The organism is Stenotrophomonas maltophilia, assembly GCF_039555535.1.
GTDB classification, from domain to species: domain Bacteria; phylum Pseudomonadota; class Gammaproteobacteria; order Xanthomonadales; family Xanthomonadaceae; genus Stenotrophomonas; species Stenotrophomonas maltophilia_Q.
Window position 1 is genome coordinate 2,795,330 of record NZ_CP154630.1, and the last position, 21,180, is coordinate 2,816,509.

Annotated in this window: 22 protein-coding genes; 5 read left to right on the plus strand and 17 right to left on the minus strand. The window is 67.4% G+C overall.

Annotated elements, in window-relative coordinates:
• Nucleotides 1-11 precede the first annotated feature (11 nt).
• The 3 genes from AASM09_RS12840 to hisS all read right to left on the minus strand — a co-directional run bounded on the left by AASM09_RS12840 (nucleotide 12) and on the right by hisS (nucleotide 2,211).
• Nucleotides 12-320 carry a YerC/YecD family TrpR-related protein gene (locus AASM09_RS12840; RefSeq protein ID WP_005416326.1) on the minus strand — a complete coding sequence of 103 codons (309 nt, stop codon included), beginning with the start codon at nucleotides 318-320 and terminating at the stop codon, nucleotides 12-14.
• Between the two features lie 197 nt (nucleotides 321-517).
• Nucleotides 518-814 carry a hypothetical protein gene (locus AASM09_RS12845; protein ID WP_049426989.1) on the minus strand — a complete coding sequence of 99 codons (297 nt, stop codon included), beginning with the start codon at nucleotides 812-814 and terminating at the stop codon, nucleotides 518-520.
• On the minus strand, nucleotides 814-2,211 hold the full coding sequence (gene hisS, locus AASM09_RS12850; protein WP_049426987.1) for a histidine--tRNA ligase: 1,398 nt from the start codon (nucleotides 2,209-2,211) through the stop codon (nucleotides 814-816). The genes AASM09_RS12845 and hisS overlap by 1 nt, the downstream gene beginning before the upstream one ends.
• Before the next feature lie 126 nt (nucleotides 2,212-2,337).
• Here hisS and AASM09_RS12855 point away from each other — a divergent pair, with 126 nt between their 5' ends.
• Nucleotides 2,338-3,090, plus strand: a complete 753-nt coding sequence (locus tag AASM09_RS12855; protein ID WP_049426985.1) for a Crp/Fnr family transcriptional regulator — start codon at nucleotides 2,338-2,340, stop codon at nucleotides 3,088-3,090.
• An 86-nt stretch (nucleotides 3,091-3,176) separates the two neighbouring features.
• Here the strand turns inward: AASM09_RS12855 and thrC are convergent, their stop codons facing one another.
• The 6 genes from thrC to AASM09_RS12885 form a co-directional block, all read right to left on the minus strand.
• Entirely contained in the window at nucleotides 3,177-4,463 is a 1,287-nt protein-coding gene (gene thrC / locus AASM09_RS12860) for a threonine synthase (RefSeq protein WP_049426983.1), read from the minus strand.
• Nucleotides 4,464-4,492: 29 nt separating this feature from the next.
• Nucleotides 4,493-5,407: a homoserine kinase gene (locus AASM09_RS12865; protein WP_049426981.1), complete on the minus strand. Its 915-nt coding sequence runs from the start codon at nucleotides 5,405-5,407 to the stop codon at nucleotides 4,493-4,495.
• Nucleotides 5,404-7,908 (minus strand): bifunctional aspartate kinase/homoserine dehydrogenase I, encoded by a 2,505-nt coding sequence (gene thrA / locus AASM09_RS12870; protein ID WP_100443546.1) that lies wholly within the window; start codon nucleotides 7,906-7,908, stop codon nucleotides 5,404-5,406. The genes AASM09_RS12865 and thrA overlap by 4 nt, the downstream gene beginning before the upstream one ends.
• A gap of 84 nt (nucleotides 7,909-7,992) precedes the next feature.
• Nucleotides 7,993-8,148 (minus strand): hypothetical protein, encoded by a 156-nt coding sequence (locus AASM09_RS12875; RefSeq protein WP_157804743.1) that lies wholly within the window; start codon nucleotides 8,146-8,148, stop codon nucleotides 7,993-7,995.
• 117 nt (nucleotides 8,149-8,265) lie between these two features.
• Nucleotides 8,266-9,216, minus strand: coding sequence for a DMT family transporter (locus AASM09_RS12880; protein WP_049430934.1), 951 nt, complete (start codon nucleotides 9,214-9,216; stop codon nucleotides 8,266-8,268).
• A gap of 175 nt (nucleotides 9,217-9,391) precedes the next feature.
• Complete coding sequence (locus AASM09_RS12885) at nucleotides 9,392-10,087, minus strand: helix-turn-helix domain-containing protein (RefSeq protein WP_049430935.1); 696 nt, start codon at nucleotides 10,085-10,087, stop codon at nucleotides 9,392-9,394.
• A 72-nt stretch (nucleotides 10,088-10,159) separates the two neighbouring features.
• Between AASM09_RS12885 and AASM09_RS12890 the strand changes: the two genes are divergently transcribed.
• Nucleotides 10,160-10,948, plus strand: coding sequence for a DUF6491 family protein (locus tag AASM09_RS12890; protein ID WP_414488816.1), 789 nt, complete (start codon nucleotides 10,160-10,162; stop codon nucleotides 10,946-10,948).
• Here AASM09_RS12890 and AASM09_RS12895 read toward each other — a convergent pair.
• The 3 genes from AASM09_RS12895 to AASM09_RS12905 all read right to left on the minus strand — a co-directional run bounded on the left by AASM09_RS12895 (nucleotide 10,945) and on the right by AASM09_RS12905 (nucleotide 12,912).
• Complete coding sequence (locus AASM09_RS12895) at nucleotides 10,945-11,997, minus strand: linear amide C-N hydrolase (protein WP_049430938.1); 1,053 nt, start codon at nucleotides 11,995-11,997, stop codon at nucleotides 10,945-10,947. The genes AASM09_RS12890 and AASM09_RS12895 overlap by 4 nt on opposite strands.
• A 67-nt stretch (nucleotides 11,998-12,064) precedes the next feature.
• Nucleotides 12,065-12,478, minus strand: coding sequence for a DUF6691 family protein (locus AASM09_RS12900; protein WP_049430940.1), 414 nt, complete (start codon nucleotides 12,476-12,478; stop codon nucleotides 12,065-12,067).
• Nucleotides 12,475-12,912 carry a YeeE/YedE family protein gene (locus AASM09_RS12905; RefSeq protein ID WP_049430942.1) on the minus strand — a complete coding sequence of 146 codons (438 nt, stop codon included), beginning with the start codon at nucleotides 12,910-12,912 and terminating at the stop codon, nucleotides 12,475-12,477. The genes AASM09_RS12900 and AASM09_RS12905 overlap by 4 nt, the downstream gene beginning before the upstream one ends.
• Nucleotides 12,913-12,998: 86 nt before the next feature.
• Between AASM09_RS12905 and AASM09_RS12910 the strand changes: the two genes are divergently transcribed.
• A complete protein-coding gene (locus AASM09_RS12910; RefSeq protein WP_049430946.1) occupies nucleotides 12,999-13,319 on the plus strand; it encodes an ArsR/SmtB family transcription factor in 321 nt (106 codons plus the stop codon).
• Nucleotides 13,320-13,334: 15 nt separating this feature from the next.
• Here AASM09_RS12910 and AASM09_RS12915 read toward each other — a convergent pair whose 3' ends face one another.
• The 5 genes from AASM09_RS12915 to AASM09_RS12935 all read right to left on the minus strand — a co-directional run bounded on the left by AASM09_RS12915 (nucleotide 13,335) and on the right by AASM09_RS12935 (nucleotide 19,480).
• Nucleotides 13,335-13,763 carry a BLUF domain-containing protein gene (locus AASM09_RS12915; RefSeq protein ID WP_049430948.1) on the minus strand — a complete coding sequence of 143 codons (429 nt, stop codon included), beginning with the start codon at nucleotides 13,761-13,763 and terminating at the stop codon, nucleotides 13,335-13,337.
• Nucleotides 13,764-13,846: 83 nt separating this feature from the next.
• Nucleotides 13,847-14,980 (minus strand): hybrid sensor histidine kinase/response regulator, encoded by a 1,134-nt coding sequence (locus AASM09_RS12920; protein ID WP_049430950.1) that lies wholly within the window; start codon nucleotides 14,978-14,980, stop codon nucleotides 13,847-13,849.
• Nucleotides 14,977-15,552 carry a chemotaxis protein CheB gene (locus tag AASM09_RS12925; RefSeq protein ID WP_343368467.1) on the minus strand — a complete coding sequence of 192 codons (576 nt, stop codon included), beginning with the start codon at nucleotides 15,550-15,552 and terminating at the stop codon, nucleotides 14,977-14,979. Before AASM09_RS12925 ends, AASM09_RS12920 begins: the two co-directional genes overlap by 4 nt.
• Nucleotides 15,552-16,376, minus strand: coding sequence for a CheR family methyltransferase (locus AASM09_RS12930; RefSeq protein WP_049430956.1), 825 nt, complete (start codon nucleotides 16,374-16,376; stop codon nucleotides 15,552-15,554). The genes AASM09_RS12925 and AASM09_RS12930 overlap by 1 nt, the downstream gene beginning before the upstream one ends.
• Nucleotides 16,373-19,480 (minus strand): response regulator, encoded by a 3,108-nt coding sequence (locus tag AASM09_RS12935; protein ID WP_049430959.1) that lies wholly within the window; start codon nucleotides 19,478-19,480, stop codon nucleotides 16,373-16,375. The genes AASM09_RS12930 and AASM09_RS12935 overlap by 4 nt, the downstream gene beginning before the upstream one ends.
• A gap of 151 nt (nucleotides 19,481-19,631) precedes the next feature.
• Between AASM09_RS12935 and AASM09_RS12940 the strand changes: the two genes are divergently transcribed.
• Nucleotides 19,632-20,795 carry a two-component system sensor histidine kinase NtrB gene (locus AASM09_RS12940; protein WP_404830258.1) on the plus strand — a complete coding sequence of 388 codons (1,164 nt, stop codon included), beginning with the start codon at nucleotides 19,632-19,634 and terminating at the stop codon, nucleotides 20,793-20,795.
• The gene (locus AASM09_RS12945; protein WP_049430967.1) at nucleotides 20,785-21,144 is read left to right on the plus strand and encodes a response regulator; all 360 of its coding nucleotides are present in this window, start codon (nucleotides 20,785-20,787) and stop codon (nucleotides 21,142-21,144) included. The genes AASM09_RS12940 and AASM09_RS12945 overlap by 11 nt, the downstream gene beginning before the upstream one ends.
• Nucleotides 21,145-21,180: the final 36 nt, after the last annotated feature.

A 21,180-nucleotide genomic window follows, 5' to 3' on the forward strand; every position in this document is an offset into this window, starting at 1 on the left:
CGGGGCGCGGATCAGCGCGAAGCAAGGCGGTCTATGGCGGCGGCATAGCCTCGATGGCCATGCTCGAGCGTGCGTGCCACCCGTCCGGTGGTGGTCACGCTGACCCCGGTGCGCTCGTGGATCTCGCGATACGGCACGCCCTGCTGCAGCAGCGGCACCACCTTCCAGCGGTCGGCCATGGCTTCCAGTTCAGCGGGGGTGCACAGGTCGCGCAGGAACGCTTCCACCTGCTCAGGCTCGCGCAGGGCGGCAAAGGCCCGGGCCAGGGCTTCCAGGTCGGCCTTCGGGTCTTTGGCGGCAATTTCGGGGCGGGCTTTCACGGGGTCGTTTCCATGCATCAATGTAATAGCGCGTTAGTACATTAGCGCATTCTTGCGCGGTGCGTCAAATCCGGGCGGCGTGGGGTCAGATCCGTTTTCCTGCGGAAAACGGATCTGACCCCTTAACGGGCAGCCGGAAACGAAAAACGCCCACCAAAGGTGGGCGTTTTTCTTTTTAATCATAGATTCGGCACAACTCAGGGCTTCAAGCAGCGCACCTCGGCCTGCAGCGCCCCGCGCCGCAGGCATTCGCCGAGCAGGCTGCCCTGCCGGCTCGGCAGGGACTGGATGTTTTCCAACGCACCCACGCCCGCCGGGCACTTCTGTGCGGCCAGGGCCTGCAGGTCGCCTTCGAGTTGCGCGCGGTCGATCACATGACAACGATCAACCTGCAGCCGGTAGTGGTCCGGACCGATGCGCGTGCTGTGCAGCGACGGGTCACTCTGGCAGCCGGCCAGCAGGAGGACGAACAGCCCTCCTGCCGCGACCCGCATCACACCATCGCCTTCGACTGCTCCAGCTCCACCTGCAGGGTGCTGGCCAGCTCATCGCGGGAGACTTCGAACTGCTGCTCGCGCAGCAGGTCCTTCACCGCCACCACGCCGCGCGCCAGCTCATCCTCACCCGCCAGCACCACGAAGCGGATACCGGCCTTGGCGGCGTACTGGAACTGCTTGCCGATCTTCTTCGGCTCCATCTGCACTTCGGTGTTGATGCCACCGGCGCGCAGGCGACGGGCGATGTCCAGCGACTGCGGCATGCCCTGCTCGTCCATCAGCGCCACCAGCGCCTGCACGCTGCTGGCTTCGATGCCGTCGATCAGGCCCGCCTCGCGCAGCTGCCAGAACAGGCGCGACAAGCCGATGGAGATGCCCACGCCCGGCAGCTTCGACTTGCTGTAGTGGCTGGCCAGGTCTTCATAACGGCCGCCCGAGCAGATGGAGCCGATCTGCGGGTGGTCGGTCAGCGTGGTCTCGTACACGGTACCGGTGTAGTAATCCAGGCCACGCGCAATCGAGAAATTCAGGCAATAGGCGCTTTCCGGTACGCCCAGGGCCTGCACCAGCTGCAGCACTTCGCGCAGTTCGGCAACACCGGTGCGCAGCGTTTCCGACGAAGCTGCGCCGGTTTCCAGCGCAGCCAGCTGGGTCAGTGCATCGGCATGGCCCTGCGAACGCACGGCCACGAACGCGAGGATCTTCTCGACCTGTTCGGCCGGAATGTTGAAGCCCTCGCCTACCAGCGTCTCGCGCACGTAATCGGCACCACGCTTGTCCAGCTTGTCCACTTCGCGCAGCACCGCCAGCTGGCGCTCACCCTCGGCCACGCCCAGGCTTTCGAAGAAGCCGCGCATCAGCTTGCGGTTGTTCAGCTGGATGCTGAAGTCGCCGATGCGCAGTTCCGAGAACACCGCCTGGATGACCGCCAGCACTTCAGCGTCGTAGCGCACGCTCAGGCTGTCCTTGCCGATCACGTCGATGTCGCACTGGTAGAACTCGCGAAAACGACCGCGCTGGGCGCGCTCGCCACGGTACACGCGCTGCATCTGGTAGCGGCGGAACGGGAAGGTCAGTTCATGTTCGTGCTCGGCCACGTAGCGCGCCAGCGGCACGGTCAGGTCGAAACGCAGCGCCATTTCCGGCAGCGAACGATCACCCGATTCGGCGGCGTTGGCCAGCGCACCGGTGGACTGCACGAAATACACCTGGCGCTCGGTCTCGCCACCGGACTTGGTCAGCAGCACGTCGGACAGCTCGAACACCGGCGTCTCCACCGGCAGGAACCCGAAGCGCTCGTAGTTGCGGCGGATCACGTCCAGCATGCGCTGGAACGCAATCTGCTCGCGCGGCAGCAGTTCAAGGGTGCCGGGCGGGGTACGGGGCTTGATCACGGGCGGAACTCCTGCTGGAACGGGACGTGGGAGGGGGCGACATTCTAGCGCCCCCGCCTCGGGCAGGGTCGAACGGCCGCTTGAAGTATCATAAGGCCCTCCCCGCCCGCGATACGCCCCCGCAACATGTCACGGCCTTCCGGCGCCCCGCCCGCCACCAACGATCCCGCCTCGCCGTCCTGCACCACGCTGGACTGCCTGCACTGCTCGGTTCGCCACCTTGCGGTGTGCTCGGCGCTGTCGCCCGATGAAGTGCAGGCACTGGAACAGGTCACCGTTTCCCAGCAGGTCAGCATGGGCAGCACCCTGGCCCGCACCGGCGAAGAGCGCGACCATGTCTATACATTGACTGGCGGCGCCCTGCGCCTGGTGCGCACCCTGGCCGACGGCCGCCGCCAGATCAATGGCTTCGTACTTCCCGGCGACTACCTGGGGCTGAGCGGCAGCGACCACCACCGCTACGATATCGAGGCTATCGCCGACAGCCGCGTGTGCCGCGTTGCGCTGCCGCAGATGAAGGCGCTGCGCAGCCGCTTCCCGCACCTGGAGCGCAAGCTGCTGCAGCGTGCCTGCCAGGAACTGGACGCCGCACAGGACGCCGCACTGGCACTGGCGCGGCTACAGCCGGCCGAGAAACTGGCCGACTTCCTGCTGCGCCTGGCCGCGCGCGAGGCCAAGCTGGGCGGCGATGGCCTGCGCGTCTCGCTGCCGATGGGCCGTGGCGACATCGCCGACCATCTGGGCCTGACCATGGAAACGGTCAGCCGCACCTTCACCAAGCTGCGCCAGCAGGGGCTGATTGCCCTGCCCCACCTGAACGTCGTGGAGATCCTCGACGAGGACGGATTGCGCGGACTGGCGGGCGAAGGCCTGGCCTGACCTCCGCCAGCGCTCGCCGGGAATGGCCCGGCGCTACCCCGCTCGCTGACCTTCGGTAGCGCCGGGCCATGCCCGGCGGCTCTTGCTCAACCCAACAACACCTCACGCAACGCCGCGTAATCGGCCGCCAACGGTTCCGCGTGCGCAGGCCGCTGCAACAGTGCATCCAGCGCCGGCGGCACCGCCACCGCTTCGCCAATCAACGGCTCCACCACCGCCTCGAACTTGGCCGGATGTGCGGTGGCCACCACCGCCCAGTCGCCCTTGGCACCGCGTGCGCGCAGGTCCTGAAGCACCTTCACCGCCGTCGCCGTGTGCGGGCAGAACAGCTCGCCATTGCTGGCATGCGCAGCCGCAATCGTGGCGCGGATGGTCACGTCGTCCACCGCAAACGCACGGAAGGCCGCACGCAGCTCCGCGTCATCGCTGTGGTAGAGCCAGCGCAGACGCTCGAAGTTGCTCGGTGCGCCCACGTCCATCGCATTGGCCACGGTGGCCACGCTGGCCTGCGGTTGGTAATCACCGCCATTGAAGTAGGCCGGCAACACCGCGTTGGCATTGGTCGCCAGCACGATCTGCCCGATCGGCACCCCCAGCGCACGCGCCAGCACCGCAGCCATTGCGTTGCCAAGGTTGCCGGTCGGCACCACCAGGTTGAGCCGGCGACGGGTTTCAGCATGATGGGTCAGTGCCGCATGCGCGTAGTAGCTCATCTGCGGCAGCAGGCGGCCCAGGCTGATGCTGTTGGCCGAGCTCAGCGGCACCTGCGCCTGCAGTTCACGGTCGGCCAGCGCCTGCTTGACCATGGCCTGGCAGTCATCGAATGCACCGGCCACACGCAGCGCCTGGATGTTGTCGCCGAAGCAGCCCAGCTGGTGTGCCTGGCGTGGTGACACGCGGCCATCCGGATACAGCACCACCACCCGCACACCGGGCTGGCGATGGAACGCCGCCGCCACCGCGGCACCGGTATCGCCGGAGGTGGCGACGACAATGGTCAGGTCGCGGTCCTTGCCGGCCTGCAGCCGCGACAGCGTACCGGCCAGGAAGCGCGCGCCGATGTCCTTGAACGCTGCCGTTGGTCCATGGAACAGCTCCAGCACGTGATCACCGTTGCCGAGCGGGCGCAGCGGCACTGGGAAATCGAACGCTTCCCGGCAGATCGATGGCAACACAGACTCCAGGGCGTCGCCGGCAAAGAACGGCGCCAGCAGGTCGGCGGCGGTATCGGCCAGCGCCGCACCGGCCTGCAGCTCACGCGGCGCCGGCAGCACCTGGGGCACATACAGCCCACCATCGGACGCCAGTCCTGCGGCGATGGCCGCGCTGAGGCCAACGGCTGGAGACTGGCCGCGGGTCGAAACAAATTGCATGGGTTGGGTATCCAGTAAGGGGGAAGGATTCAGCACAGCCGGGCTCCCGGCGCATCCAGCGGCGACACCCAGGCATCGCTGTCGAAACCGGCGACGGCGAATGCCGCCTGCACCGGCGCCACGGCAGCGTGGGCCCGCTCGGCATCTTCAAACCAGGCGAACACGCTCGGACCGGCACCAGAGATGCCTGCCCCCATCGCCTGTGCCGATAGCGCCGCATCGCGTGCTGCCTCGAAGCCCGCAATCAGGCCGGCGCGTCGTGGCTCCACCAGCACATCACGCAGGCCAGCACGGACCAGCGCGGCGTCGTTGCGATGGCAGCCGCTGAGTACCAGCGCGAGGTTCGCGCTCTGCGCCACGAACTCACCCAGCGCATAGCTGCCCTGCAGCGCCTGGCGGGCGCGACGCGTCTCAAGCACCGCGTGTGGGTGCACCAGCAGGCTGTGCCACGTGGCCGGCACCGGGATCGGCAGCAGGCGATCGGCCGTGCACAGCGCGAGGCCGCCCAGCAGCAACGGACCCACGTTGTCACCGTGGCGGCCACCGCTGGCCACTGCTTCGCCATCCAGCGCAAACGGGTAAAGCGCCTCGCGCGACAGCGGCGCATCCAGCAGTGCGTTGGCCGCCACCAGCGCCGCCACGCACGATGCCGCCGATCCGCCCATGCCCGAGCCGAACGGAATGCCCTTGTCGATCTCGATGGCGAAACCGAAGTCCAGTCCGAGCCCTGCGCGCAGCGACATCAGCGCAGCTCCGGCGGTATTGCCGGCCGCTTTCAACGGCAGCTCGACCGCACTGCCCCGGATCGCCTCGATGCGTACCATCGGCTCATCGATGCGGCGCACGCTCACAGTATCGCCAACCCCGGCGATGGCATGACCAAGAATGTCGAAGCCCACCGCCACGTTGGCCACCGACGCAGGCGCAAACGCACGTGCGATCACAGGCGCGCTCCTTCACCGGCAGCCACCCGCAGCAGGTCGGCGAACACTCCGGCGGCGGTCACTTCCGGACCCGCACCCGGCCCCTGCACCACCAACGGGTTGTCGCAGTAGCGGCGGGTACGGAACTGCACCACGTTGTCGGTCAGCCGCAGGTTGGCGAAGGCGTGATCGGCCGGCAGCTCCTGCAGACCCACCGAAGCACCATCGGCGCCAAGCCGCGCCACATAGCGCAGCACGGCACCGCGCGCCCGCGCATCGTGCAACCGCTGCAGCAGGCTGGCATCGGACTCGCCCAGGCGCGCCATGAAGTCATCCACACTGCCCTCGCGCAGCAGCGCCGGCACCAGGCTTTCCACCTGCACCTGCTCCAGGCTGAGCGCATGGCCGGCCTCGCGCGCCAGGATCACCAGCTTGCGTGCCACGTCCACGCCGGACAGGTCATCGCGCGGGTCCGGCTCGGTGTAGCCCATCGACCGCGCCTGCGCGACCAGCGAAGAAAATGGCTGGCTGCCGTCGAAGCGGTTGAACAGCCAGGCCAGCGTGCCGGAGAAAATACCTTCGATTGCCAGCACCTCGTCGCCCGTATCCATCAGATCACGCAGTGTGGTGATCACCGGCAGGCCCGCGCCCACCGTGGCCTCGTAGCGGAAGCGCGCACCACTGGCGGCCGCAGCAGCACGGATGCGCTGGTAGCGTGGCAGCGGCCCGGCACCGGCCTGTTTGTTCGGGGTGACCACATGGATGCCGGCCGCCAGCCAGCCCTCATAACGCTCGGCCACCTCGGCGCTGCCACTGCAATCGATCACCACCGCATGCGGCAGGTGCGCGGCCAGCAGGTGTTCGGTGAAACGATCGAGGTCGCTGGACTCGCCCGCGTCCTGCAGTGCCTCCCGCCAATCGGCGTGCAGGCCATCCACTTCCAACCGCATGCGCGAGCGCGAGGCCAGCGCACGCAGGCGCAGGTCGACATTGGCCTTGGCCAGCAGTTGCGGGCGCGCCGCCAGCAGCTGGTCAAGCAGTGCCGCGCCGACATTGCCCGGCCCGATCACGCCCACCGCAAACGTCTGCGGCGACAGCCAGAAGCCGGCATGTGCGGCGCGCAATGCGCGGGTGGCATCGGCACTGTCCACCGCCACCGAGATGTTGCGCTCCGACGAGCCCTGCGCGATCGCCAGGATGTTCACCTGCGCACGACCCAGGGCTTCGAACAGGCGGGCCGCCACGCCCGGCTGGCCGGCCATGCCATCGCCCACCGCGGCCAGCACGCTGACGCCCCCGCTGACCTGGACGCGCTGCACTTGGCCGACCGACAGTTCATGCGCGAATGCGTGCAACAGCGCCTCGCGCCCCCGCGCGGCTTCGGCGGCACGCACCACGCAGCAGATCGAATGTTCCGACGAGCCCTGCGAGATCATCACCACCGACACCTGCGCCTGGCGCAGCGCGGCGAACACACGCTCGGCCGTACCGGGCACGCCGATCAAGCCGGTGCCTTCCAGGTTCAGCAGGGCCAGCCCGGGGCTCAGGGTCAGGCCCTTCACCGGCCCACGCGGTGAGCGCTCTGCCGAGATGCGCGTACCGGGATGCGCCGGCTGGAAGGTATTGCGGATGAAGATCGGCAGGCCCAGGCGGATCGCCGGCGACATCGTCTGCGGGTGCACAACCTTGGCCCCGAAATAGGCCAGCTCGCAGGCTTCGTCGTAGCTCAGCGATTCCAGCTGTACCGCCTCGGGCACCAGCCGCGGGTCGGCCGACAGCACGCCATCGACATCTGTCCAGATGTGCAGTTCATCGGCGTTGAACAACGCGGCGAAGATCGCACCGGAATAGTCGCTGCCATTGCGTCCGAGCGTGGTGATGCGATCGTGGCGGTCACGGGCGACGAAACCCGTGGCAACCACCCGCGGCTGGGGATGCTGCAGGCGCCACTTGGCCAAGCGGTCCGCACTAGCTTCCCAGTCGACATCCACACCCAGTTCGCCATGGCCGACCACCAGCACATCGCGCGCATCCAGCACCGCGCAGTCTTCGCCCAGCGCCTGCAGGTGCGTGCCGAGCAGCTGCGCGGAGAATACTTCGCCCAGGCCCTGCACGCGGTCGAGTACTTCGCGCGGCAGCTCGCCGATCACCGCCAGCGCCGCCAGTACCTCGGCCAACTGCTCGAAGCGGGCATCGATCCATTCCACGGTCTCGCCCACCTGCTCGCCCAGCAGCGCCACGGCGGCGCCCCGATGGCGTGCGCGCAGCGCATACCAGGCCTCGCGCCACCCTTCGTCGCCCTTGGCCGCCAGCTGCGCCAGCTCGATCAGCGCGTCAGTGACGCCCTTCATTGCCGAAACGACAGTGACCTGCAGCGATTCGGGACGCGCCAGCAGCAGGCCGGCGACATGGCGGTAGCGCTCGGCGTCGGCCACCGACGTGCCGCCGAACTTGTGCACGACGATGGACGGTGCGGCCAGATCGGCCGGGGCAACGGGTTGGGCGGGGGCGTGGGAAGACATGCAGACCTCGGCAGGAGGCCCCGTCGCATGCAAGTGTCGAGTCTCCCCGCCACCTGGATGGTGCGGGGCCGTGGTTTTCGGGAGTTACACGAAGACGACGGGCCGCACCAGGCGAGTGGTGACGGTGGTGGTGGTAATGGTGGTGATGGCGACCGGCACAGTCGAACGGCCCGCAGTGGCGGGGGCGATCAGGCTGGCGTGGGCGGCATCAAGGACCATGGCGTACAGAAAACACTGCACGCCGGGCGGCTGTCAAGTGCTGCGATGCAAAATTTCTCTGCGGCGATCATCGGCCAACGTGCCGGCATTTGGTTGCAACTGAGACAAAGTGGACATCAGCGCGCTTGCGGGCCGTATTCAGCCGGCATGTTCGGCGATTGCCCGCGGCGTGCGATGTGCATGCGCGCACAGCATCACACCCGCCACCAGGAACACGATTGCCAGCGCCTCCAGCAGCGTCGGCCAACGCTGCTGCCAGGCGAAGGCGTACAGCAGCGCGAACAGCGTCTCGAACACAATCATCTGCCCGGTGAGGGTCAGTGGCAGCAGGCGACTGGCCCGGTTCCAGAATGCGTTGCCGAGGATCGAGGCCACCACTGCCACACCCGCACTGATGGCCCAGAACCCGCTCCATTGCGCCGCCGAATGGCTGCCGGTGTGACCGATGAAGGCCATCGGCACCAGCAGCAGGGCCAGGCCACCGGTGGTGACGCCGGTCAGCAGTGACCAGTCGTGGCTGGACAGGTCCGGCCGGCGCGCCAGCCAGCGGCTGTTGCCGATCGAGTACAGTGCCCACGAGAACAGCGCGCCAAACGCGCACAACAGGCCGATCAGGCGCTGCCGCCACGGGGTTGCCAGGTGCTCGGACATCAGTGCCTCCCAGCCGACCAAGGCCACGCCGAGCACGCACAGGCCCAACGCCGGCAGCAGCTGCTTCAAAGGCACTGCACCCTGTTCGCGCACGCCGACCAGGGTGACCACCGCCGGAATCAGGCCGACAATCAGGGACGCCGCCGCGCCGCCTGCCCACTGCACCGCGGTGGCCAGCAACAGGAAGTACACGAGGTTGCCAGCCAGGCTCAGCCACAGCAGGCCGATCCATTCGGCGCGACCGAGCTTCGGCGCCAGCCGTTTCCAGCGCGGCAGCAACAGGGCTACGGCAATCAGGCCATAGACCAGGTAGCGACCGGCGGACAGTTGCAGGGCGTTGAACGACTGCAGCACAGCGGGCGCGAGGAAGACCACGCCCCAGAGCGCGCCGGCGGCAACGCCATTGGCGATGCCCAGGGCCATCGGGTTGTTGCGCATTCGGGTTCTTCGGGGGAGAGAGAACAGGCCGCGCAGTGTAAGCGCTGGCCGGTGCACGCTCTTGACCCAGGCTACTGCCCTGCGCTGTCGCTGATCTGTAGAGCCGAGCCCATGCTCGGCTGCGATTGCCCGCTGTGTAGATAAAGGCAGCCGAGCGTGGGCTCGGCTCTACAGGTCAGATGGCGCCCCGGCGCCACGCTGCGGGGGTCTGGCCGCACTCGCGGCGCAGCGCTCGGGTCAGTGCGCTCTGCTCGGAATAGCCTGCAGCGAGTGCGATATCGCAGATCGACGCGGTGCTGGTGCGCAGCTGGTGCTTGGCCCAGCGCAACCGGCACGCACTGAGCCAAGCCTGCGGGCTGAGCCCGAACTCACGCTGGAACAGCGCATGCAAGCGGCTCTCGCCGACACCCACGAACGCGGCCATGCGCGCCACCGGCCACGCCTGGCCGGGCTCCGCCTGCACTGCCGCGCACAGCCCCTGCATGCGTGCGCCACTGCCGGCGGGGGCAAACACCTGCAACAACTGCGGCAACAGCGCCGGCATCGGTTGCCCAGCCTGTACGCTGGCAAGACGCCGGCGCAGCGCCAATGGCAGGTAAAGCCAGCGTTGGCGGCACAGATGCTCCTGCGTGCCGTCATCGAGCACACCCGGGGCACAATCGACGATCACGAAACCATTCGGCCCATCCGCCATCTGGTCATGCGCCTCACCGGCGGCAACGAATGCCCCCTGCAGGACGTCCAGGCGACCACCGCGGCCTTCCATTTCGAATTGCAGTTCACCCCGCAGCGGCAGCACCCACTGCGCATAGTCATGGCGGTCCAGGCCGGTGGCCTGGCCGTAGTGCCGCAGGTGGAAGATGGCGCCCATCGGCGCAGTGTGCGCGTGTAATACCGGCCGCGCAAACCGCTGCTATAGTCGATCCGTCATCCAACGCAGGGAATGCAGGTCATGACCGATCAGTACGTGCGCCTGGTGCTTGCTGCCGGCCTCGGCCTGGCCCTCGCCGCGACGGCCTCCGCACAGCAACGTATGCCACCGGCACCGCATTGCATGGACGCTGTCGGAGTGCAGGAAGTGGAGCAGGCCTCGCCGCGCTCGATTGCCCTGCGCGCTGCGTCCGGCCAGGCCTATCGCATCGATTTCAGCGAGGATTGCCCCGGGGTCCGCGCAGCCACCACCTTGAAGCTGGAAGCGCCCGCCGGTTGGGCCTGCGGCCGACCCAGCGAGCGCGTCGTGGTTGACGGCCGCAGCTGCGCCGTCAGCGCGGTCACGCCGGTACAGAACCGCGACTATGCCAGCGTGACCCGCGACAGCGACCGCCTGCGCACCGCTACCCTGCCCGCCATGACCATCCGCGAACGCAAGGAGGTGCGCCGCAGCTTCGGCGGCTCGCCCTCGTACTGCTTCGCGACCCGCAACGTGCGCGCATGGTCGTCCGATCCGCAGGGCATGCTGGTGGAGACCAATCCGCGCCGCAATGGCGGGCATCGCTACTACCGCGTGGAACTCGGCAGCCATTGCCGCCAGCTTGATCGTGCGCCACAGCTCAGCTTCCACTCCGGCCTGCAGAATGGCCTGATCTGCGGCAATCCCGGCGACCGGGTCACGACCGCCGGGTTCGAAGCAGGCGACCTGCGCCATGACGGGATCGCGCCGCTGCCGCAGTACACCCGCGGCAGCTGCACGATCCAGGCGGTCTACCCGGCCTCCGGCCAGGCGTCGAACTAACCGTCGACGCCGAGGAAGGTGAACGGTGCGCTGGGCACGAACTGGCCCAGTGCATCGCCGGAGAAGGTATTGCGCTGGTCCGGGCCAAGATCCAGCTTGAGCACCTTGCCACCGAAATCGACCTTGTTCAGATCGACCCAGAACGTGTTCGGGGTCAGTGCGGATTCGAAGAAGTACAGCCTCCGCTTGTGGTCGGCCACGGTGCGCCAGCGCGTGGATGAAATGTTCGGCTCGCCCGGCGTGGTGATGCCGTAGGGCACCGAGGTATTGCGGATCACGCTGAACACACTGGCCAGCGCCACGACCGGGTCTTCGGCCTTGGGAATGGCGTTGATGTAGAAAGAGGCGCGCGCGAAGCGGTCGGCGGAACGGTTGGTGCCCGGCAGCATCACCGTGCCACCGATCTGCTGCCAGTAGGTGTTGAGCGCCAGCTGCTGCTCGAAGATCGGCGAGTTGGTCATCACCTGGTAGCGCCGGTCATGATGGATCACCTGACGACCGCCGATGTACTCGACGATGGCGCTGTCGCCGCTGGCATCGGACAGCGACAGGTGCAGCGTCGCCTGGCGATCCTCACCGGGCACCTTGTCCGTGACGATCGAATACGGTTCACGCCTCAGCGCTGCCACCGCCTCGTCCACCGTGGCGAAGTTGTCCAGCACGTACTGTGCCCACAGCGAGATGGCCAGGCCCGGTTTGGTGCCACGCTGCTGTGGATACTCCGATTCGACCAGCCACAGCAGGTTGGCCACCAGGCCCTTTTCGTTCATGCCATCGGTGGTCGACACGTCGTAGCCGGTCGCCACCACCGAGCCGTAGCGCGCGGTCCAGGCCAACGACTTCGGGCCTGCCTGGCCGGTGCGCGCAATGCCGCGCGGCAGTATGTAGAGGTTGGTCGCCACATCGACCTTCCAGTCCATCGAGCGCGCGGTGATCACATCACCGTTGTCGCCCAGGTACACCGCGCGCGTGCAGGCCAGAGCCGGTGCCACGGCTGCGGCCAGCGCGACCACCAGCATCCCTCTTCCCATCCACTTCATCCGTGCCATGTCGTTGCACTCCTTTCCCCGTGATCCGAAGATAGGACCCCAAGCAGGGTGACACAAGGGTGAAGCCTCAACGGACGAAGCGGTCGTGCAGCCAGAATCCTGCAAGCATCGCCGGCACGAACCACAGGGATTCGCGCGATGCCACGGCCAGCCCGGCGATGGCCGGGCCCGGGCAATAGCCCGCCCAGCCCCAGCCGATGCCGAACAGCGCGGCACCCAGCAGCAGGCGAGCATCGACACCCCGGGCAGCAGGCAGCTGGAAGTGGAGCGAGAACCACGGCTGCACGCGCCGCAGCACCCAACGCTGCCCGACCGCACTGACCAGCAGCGCCGAGCCCAGCACCCACATCAGCGTGGGATCGAAGTCGCCCGTGATGTCGAGGAAGCCGAGGACACGACGCGCGTCGGTCATTCCCGAAAGCGCCAACCCCATGCCAAACAATGCGCCCGCCGCGCCGGCGGCCCAGACTGCGCGGCTCATGCCAGGCCTCCGCCATGACGGACCAGGAAGGTGGTCAGCATCGCGCAGGCCATGAACACCAGCACGGCTGCCAGCGAACGCTTTGAGCCGCGGGCCATGCCGCAGACGCCGTGACCACTGGTGCAGCCATTGCCCAGCCGTGTACCGAAGCCGACCAGCAGCCCGGCTCCGATCAACTGCCAGGCCGGCAAAGCATCACGCAGCAACACGCGTGGCGATGCCTCGGGCACCGATTGCCACCACAGGACCAGCCCAGCCGACGCGAGCAGTCCGGCCAGGAAGGCCCAGCGCCAGCCACGCTCGCCTTTGGCTGCGTGCAGGCTGCCCGCGGCGATGCCGCTGATGCCCGCCACGCGTCCGATGGTGGCGAGCAACAGCACCGCAGCGGCGCCGATCAACGCACCACCTGCCACTGCACTCCATGGCACGTTCATGCCCCGCCCTCTTCACTGCCGCACATGGGATTGTCCATTTATTTAGATTATTCTAAATTAGATCATCCTAAACAAAATGGTCAACCATGGCCCGCACCCAGCTCGACAGCGCCGCGATGGCCGAACACGCTTCACAGGCAGCCACGCTGCTCAAAAGCCTCGCCCACCCGGCCCGGTTGCGGGTGCTGTGCCGCCTGGTAGAAGGTGAGGCACCGGTGCCGGAACTGCAGGCACTGACCGGCCTGAGCGCATCGGCGCTGTCACAGCACCTGGCGGTACTGCGCGGACTGGATATCGTGGCGACCCGGCGCGAAGCACAGGCAATCCACTACCGGGTCATTGAAGGGCCGGCGCTGGGCGTGCTGCAGGCGCTGCATGCGGCCTACTGCGGTGGTACTTCGCGCTGAATCCGGCGCAGGCCTTCAACCAGCGTGCAGCACCGGCTGCACCACCTGATCGAGCAGGTCCACCGGCGTCGGTGCCGAACGGTCGCCCTGCAGGGTGCGGGTGAACCCTGACCAGTCACTGGAAGAAAGCTGGCGCAGCATCGCCGCGTCGACCGGGAGCGACCGCATCGCCCAATAGGGAAACTGGCGCTGGCCCAGGCGCCCGCGTGCCAGTTCGATGATGTCGATGTGGCTTCCTGCCTGCAGGATGCGCTCGTAGACCGAATCGATGCCGTCCGGCGGACCCTCGATGTACTGCAGGAAACGTTCGCCGTCATGCAGCAGCACGCCGGTCACCCCTGCCAGCTTGTTGAAACGTGCCGCGTCTTCCACCAGCCGATGCAGGCGCTCGGCGGAAAGGTCCGGCAGCGCCCGGCTGACGTAGGCGATGACGCGCAATGGCATGGCGCTTCCCTGGCAGGATGTGCACCCACGGTAGCAGTTGCGGACGAGTCCGTCTCAGTCCGCCGGGCCGTTGCCTGAAGAGTTCAGGTTGCCGCCATGACCGCGCCGTCGAAACGCCGTGGCAGCACTGCCTCGAACACCACCTGCCCCGCTTCGTTGCGGGCCGCAATGCGCCCGCCGTGCGCGCGGACGAACTGATCGACGATGTACAGGCCAAGGCCCAGGCCCTTGCTCTGGTGGAAGCTGGCCTTGAAGGGCTCGAACAGTCGCGGCAACAGCGCATCATCGATCCGGCCGGCGTTACTGACCCGCAGCAGCACGCTGCGCGGGTCGCGCCCATCCACCTCCACCCTGGCCTCGCTGCCATGGGTCAGCGCATTGCCGACCAGGTTGGCGGCGACCTGGCCAAGGCGATCCAGATCGCCCTGCAGCCGCGTGTCTCCCTGCATGTCCAGGCGGATCCGGTCCATCCCATGCGCGCTGCCTGCTTCGGCCACTACCGCGCGCGTCACGTCGGCCAGATCGCAGGCACTTGCCTCCAGCCTCAGGCCACCGCTGCGGATCCGCGAGAAATCCAGCAGCTGCTCGACCATCCGCGCCATCCGCAGGGTGCTGGCTTCCAGGTGCTGAAGAGTCTGCTGCGCGCCTGCGTTGCCTTCCGGAAGCTCCAGCGCCAGCTTGTCGGTGCACAGCAGGATCGCCGACAGCGGCGTGCGCAGATCGTGGGTCAGCACCGCGGCCATCGTCTCGTTGAGCTTCAACGCGCGCTCCAGTGCCTCGTTGCGCGCCTTCAGCAACTGCCGCTGCTGGTACAGCTCGATGAAGACATTGACCTTGCTCAGGATCACCTGTGGCGCCACCGGCTTGTGCAGGAAATCCACGGCGCCGCTCTCGTAGCCCTTGAAGACGCGCAGCGGATCGTCAGGCGAGGCGGTCAGGAAGATGATCGGCACGTCGCGACTGCGATGCGAACCGCGCATCAGCTCGGCCAGGGTGAAGCCATCAATCTCGGGCATGTGCACGTCGAGCAGGGCCAGGGCCACTTCGTGCTCCAGCAACAACTCCAGTGCCTGCGCACCCGAGCCAGCCAGCAGCAGGTTGACCCCTTCGCGCTGCAGCAATGCCTGCATGGCTACCAGGTTCTGCGGCACGTCGTCGACGATCAGCAGGTTGACCCGGGTCTGCGAGTGCGCAGGGTCCGGTGGCAGCAGGTTCATGCAAACGACTCCTTCAGGCGGCGACACATCATTTCAAGAGGCAGCACGGCATCGGCACCGGCGTACTGCAGGGCGGACGCCGGCATCATCGACGCCTCGGCTTCCTCGGGACATTGCAGCCAGGCACGGCCACCGGCAGCACGCACCGCGGCGACATCTTCGCTGCCATCGCTGCTGGCGCCGGTCAGCAACAGTGCAAGCACCTGCGGGCCGAACACCGCGGCGGCGGATTCAAACAACGGGTCGATGGCCGGCCGCGAGAACAGCACCGGCTCATCCACCGACAACGCCAGCGAACCGGCGTCTTCCACCAGCAGGTGGTAGTCCGGTGGCGCGAACGTCACCGTACCGGGCTGCAGTGGCTGCTTGTCCTCGGCCTCGCGCACCGGCAACGCGCAGTACGGCGCCAGCACCTCGGCGATGCGGCTGGTGCGGTCACGCGGCAGGTGCAGCACGGCCAGCACCGGCGCCGGCAGCCCCGACGGCAACGCACCCAGCACGGCCTGCAGGGCCGCGACCCCACCCGCCGACGCACCGATCACCAGCAGCGCGGGACGCGCCGGCACCACCATCAGGCCACCTTCCGGTACAGGCGGTGCTCGCGCGAACAGACCTCGAAGGCATCGTGGTGACGCCCGAACTGCAGCGACTCCTTGCTGCCCAGGCCGAGGAAGCCACGATGCACCAGCGCCTCGCGGAACAGGCCGACGGCGCGGTCCTGCAGGTCGCGGTTGAAATAGATCAGCACGTTGCGGCACGACACCAGGTGCACTTCGGAGAACACGGTATCGGTGGCCAGGCTGTGATCGGCGAACACCACGTTGCGGCGCAGCTGGCGGTCGAACACCGCACCATCGTACGCGGTGGCGTAGTAGTCGGACAGCGACGCCGTGCCACCGGCGGCCAGGTAGTTGCGGCTGAACTGGGCCATCCGGTCGATGCCATAGGCACCCGCCTCGGCGGTGGTCAGCGCGGCCGGATTGATGTCGGTGGCATAGACGATGCTGCGATCAAGCAGACCCTCTTCGTGCAGCAGGATCGCCAGCGACCACACTTCCTCACCAGTGCTGCAGCCGGCCACCCACAGCTTCACCGAGGGATAGGTGCGCAGTACCGGCACCACCTGCTCGCGCAGCTCACGGAAATACGCAGGGTCACGGAACATTTCCGAGACCTGCACCGTGAAGAACTGCATGGCCTGGGCGAACAGTTCCGGCTCGTGCAGCAGGCGGTGCTGCAGGTCAGACAGGCGCTCACATTCGTAACGCTGCATGGCCTGGCGCATGCGCCGGCGCAGCGACGATACCGCGTAGCTGCGGAAATCATAGTGGTAGCGCTGGTAAAGCGCCTCCAGCAGGACCTTCAACTCCAGGTCGAACAGGGCCTGTTCGTTCATTGCCGCGAGCACCAGACCCGGCACAGCGAGACCAGCTTGTCGACGTCGATCGGCTTGGCGATGTAATCGTTGGCGCCCGCCTGCAGGCAGCGCTCGCGATCGTCGGGCATGGCCTTGGCGGTCAGCGCGATGATCGGCAGGTCCTGCAGGTGGCGCTGCGCACGGATCTCGCGCATCGCGGCAAGGCCATCCTTCTCCGGCATCATGATGTCCATCAGCACCAGGTCGACCTCGCGCTCGGCCAGCCGATCCACCGCTTCCTGGCCATTGCGCGCGATCTCCAGCGTGACGCCGAGCGGTTCGAGCACACTGGACAGTGCGAAGATGTTGCGCACGTCGTCCTCGGCCAGCAGCACCGTCCGACCGTCGAGCACGGTGTCGCGACGGCGGGCCTCGCGCAGCAGGCGCTGCTGGTCGCTGGGCAGGCTGGCCTCCACGCTGTGCAGGAACAGGGTCACCTCGTCCAGCAGTCGCTCGGGCGAACGTGCGCCCTTGATGATGATGCTCTTGGAATAGCGGCGCAGGCGCTGCTCTTCCTCGCGGCTGAGCGCGCGGCCGGTGTAGACGATCACCGGCGGGAAACCGACGTCATCGTTGCCGGCCATGTGTTCGAGCAGGTCGTAGCCGCTGCCATCGGGCAGCGACAGGTCCATCACCATGCAGTCGAACGTGACCGTGCTGAGCTGTTCCAGCGCACCGGCCAGGGTGCCCACCGCGACGATCTGCAGCTGGTCGCGACCCAGCAACAGTTCCAGGTTGTGGCGCAGCTCGTTGTCGTCCTCGACGATCAGCAGGCGCCGCACGTCGCGCTGGCTGGTCTGTTCCAGCTGCTCGATGGCCGTCACCAGCCGCTCGCGCGTGGTCGGCTTGATCGCAAAACCGATCGCGCCCAGCTCGCGCGCCACCTGGCTGCGGTCCGTCGCCGAGACCACATGCACCGGGATGTGCCGGGTATCAGGGTTGCGCTTCAGGCGCTCCAGCACGCTCAGGCCCGACACGTCCGGCAGGCCGATATCGAGCAGGATGCCGTTCGGACGCAGTTCGCTGGCCAGCGCCAGCGCCTCTTCCGCCGTGCCTGCCACCACGCAGTCGAAGTCCAGTTCATGGGCCAGGGCCACCAGTGCTTCGGCGAACGTGGCATCGTCCTCGACCGCCAGGATCAGGCGCCCGGCGCGCTGGCGGCGACCGCGGTCGTCGGCTACGCCGGCCATCGCAGCAACCGGCGCTGCCGCGGTCGCAGCGCGTACGGGCGCGGCCGGCAGCACGACCGGCGCCGTCGGCGGCGCTGCCACGGGGACCTCGGCAGCGTCGGCTGCGCTCGCCGCGGGCGCACCCTGCAACGGCAGCTCCAGGATGAAGCAGCTGCCGCGCCCGGGCTCACTGTCGACCTGGATGCCGCCGCCCATGCGCTCGGCCAGATCGCGCGAGATCGACAGGCCCAGGCCGGTACCGCCGTAGCGACGGCGGGTGCTGCCATCGGCCTGGCGGAACGCTTCGAAGATGACATCCAGCTGCTCGCGGGCAATGCCGATGCCGGTGTCACAGACCTCGAACCGGATGCGGCCGTTGCCGCCGGCACGCACGTGCAGGCTGACCTTGCCATGCTCGGTGAACTTCACCGCGTTGGCCAGCAGGTTCTTCAGGATCTGCTGCAGCCGCTGGCCGTCAACCACCATCTGGCTCGGTGCCAGGGCGTCGGCCTCGATCTGCAGGGCCAGGCCCTTCTGCCGCGCCATCGGCTCGAACGTCTCGCGCAGGCGCTGCAGCGCGCTCTCGACCACCACCACTTCATCGGACAGTTCGACATGGCCGGCCTCGATGCGCGACAGGTCGAGGATGTCGTTGATCAGCGCCAGCAGGTCGTTGTTGGACGACAGGATCGCGCGGGCGTACTTCACCTGCTCCTCGGTGAGCGTGCCGTCCTTGTTGTCGGCCAGCAGCTTGGCCAGGATCAGCGAGCTGTTCAGCGGCGTGCGCAGCTCGTGCGACATGTTGGCCAGGAATTCGGACTTGTAGCGCGACGTAGCCGCCAGCTCGTTGCTGTTGCGCACCAGCTGTGACTGTGCAACCAGCAGCGCCTGCTTCTGCGCTTCCAGCTCGTGGGTGCGCTCTTCCAGCTGCACGTTGCTCTGTTCCAGCTCGGCCTGCTGCTCTTCCAGATGGCTCTGCGACTGCTGCAGGCTGCGGCTCTGCTCTTCCAGCTCTTCGTTGGCCACCCGCAGCTCTTCCTGCTGCGCCTGCAGTTCCTCGCCCTGCCGCTGTGATTCTTCCAGCAGCACGACCAGCTGTGCGCGCAGCAGCGAAGCGCGCAGGGCCATGCCGATCGTCTCGGCGCAGCGCTCCAGCAGCTCACGATCCAGATCACGCTGTTCACCCGCCCGCGCGCGGCCCAGCTCGACGACACCGACCACCGCACCATCGCTGCTGATCGGCGCCAGGATGCGCTCGCGCACCGGCAGCCGGCCCAGGCTGGTCTGCAGTTCGAGCACGGCAGCGTCTTCGCCGCGCAGGTGGCGGATGCGTTCGTCCCGCGCAACCTGCCCGGCCAGTCCTTCGTGCAGGGCCAGGGAGGCCGGCGTCCCAGAGGGCAGCGCCACGCCACCGGTCAGCTGCAGCCGACCGCCGTCCAGCCGATAGACCGCACCGACCTCTGCGCCCAGCTGCCCGGCCAGGCTCACTGCTGCCGCTTCGGCGATCTGCTCCGGCCCGAGGTCACCGCGCAGGCTCATCGCCACGGCATTCTCAGCCTCCTGCAGCCAGAGCGCGCGCATCGCCTGGCGCCGGACCTGGATCGCGCGCGAGACGATCAGTGCGATCATCAGGAAGGCGCAGCCACCCACGGTACGGTTGACAAGCGAGAACGACGAATTGTTGCTGGCTGGCGCAACGTTGAAGCCGATCACCAGCAGGACACAGGCGATCACCGCGACCACGAACGGCGCGCGTGCACTGCGCTGGAACACCGTCACGCCGACCGCGAGGAAGTAGGCCAGCCATACCGCGTAGCCGAGCGGGACGACCAGTTCCAACGCGATGGTCGCGGCCAGGAGCAAGGCGGACGTCATCCAGATCCAGCGGTCACGCGTAGTCGCACCAGGACGCATGCAGGTCGGTTCCAGAAGGCAAAGGGTGGAAGATGGTACTCCGTGTCGCATTCAGCCGCACAGGACAAATGGCACGTGTCAGGTGTGCACGCATCCTTCACACTTGAGTGCCTAGCTTCACGTCCCTCACAGGGGTAACACTTATTTACACGTGGACGCAGCCGCTTCTACGACGTCCGTGCTGACGGACCCTTCCCGACAACTGCGACTGCTGATCGACAGCGTGCGCGACCATGCGCTGTACCTGCTTGATCCTGAAGGCATCGTGTGCAGCTGGAACCCGGGCGCCGAACGTATCAAGGGCTATTCAGCCGATGAAGTGGTGGGAACGCACTTCAGCCGCTTCTACCTGGCCGCCGACCGCGAGGCCGGTGAACCCCAGCGCCTGCTTCGCGTCGCAGCGCAGCAGGGGCATGTCGCCAGTGAAGGCTGGCGCGTTCGCCGCGATGGCTCGTCGTTCCGCGCCAGCGTGGTCATCGAACCGGTCGTGGAAGCCGGCGAACTGCTCGGCTTCGTCAAGATCACCCGTGACATCACCGAGCAGTGGCAAGCGCAGCGGCTGCTGCGCGATGCCCAGCGTGCGCTGCGCAACACCCAGCAGTTCGAGACCGTTGGCCGTCTCAGCCGTGGCCTGTCGCATGAGTTCAACAACCTGCTGACCACCATCGGCAATGCGCTGGACCTGCTGTCGCTGCGTGTCAGCAGTGACGATGCGCGCGCAGCCGAGCTGCTGGATGCCGCGCAGGCAGCCACCGACCGCGGCGCGCTGCTGACCCGCCAGCTGCTGGCCTTCAGCACCGGCCAGACCCTGATCCGGGAATCGGTGGACATCAATGCGATGGTACGGCAGTGGCTGCCGGACCTGCAACGCGCCTGCCCGCCCACGGTGGTACTGGAAGCCCATCTCACCCCAGGCCTGCCGCAGGTGAGCACCGATGCGATGCAGCTCCAGACCGCCCTGGCGAACCTGGTGGCCAATGCCGTGGAGGCCACCGCCGATGGCGGCCGCATCCTGATCAGTACCGCGTTGGAACATCGCCTCGACCCGGATGCGGACACCACGCTGCAACGCGGCTATGTCACCCTCAGCGTCTGCGACGAGGGCCACGGCATGGCCGCCGACATCGCCGAGCAGGCCAGCGAGCCCTTCTTCACCACCAAGGACATCGGCAAGGGCAGCGGCCTGGGCCTGAGCCAGGTGTTCGGATTCACTACCCAGAGCGGCGGCTTCGTCGACGTGTCCACCACGCCCGGTGTCGGCACCACGGTCAGCCTGCTGCTACCCGCAACCGAGGAAGCAATCCATGACCGATGACCCGATCCGCGTTCTGATGGTGGAAGACCAGACTGATCTTCGCGAAATGATCGGCCTGGCCCTGCGCGATTTCGGCATCGAGGTGGCCACCACCGCCGACGGGCATGAAGCCGCAGCGTTGCTGAAGGGCGACGCGCGTTTCGACGTGGTGTTCAGTGACATCAGCATGCCCAACGGCATGTCCGGCATCGAGCTCAGCGAGCACGTCGCGCGTGAGCAGCCGCAGGCACGCATGATCCTGTCCTCCGGCTATGCGCGTTCGCAGCTGCCGCCCCTGCCTGAGCAGGTGGAGTTCCTGCCCAAGCCCTATCGCCTGCGCCAGCTGGTGCAGCTGCTCAGGCAGGAATGATCCGTCGCCGGGCATCGCCCGGCGTATCCGCTCATG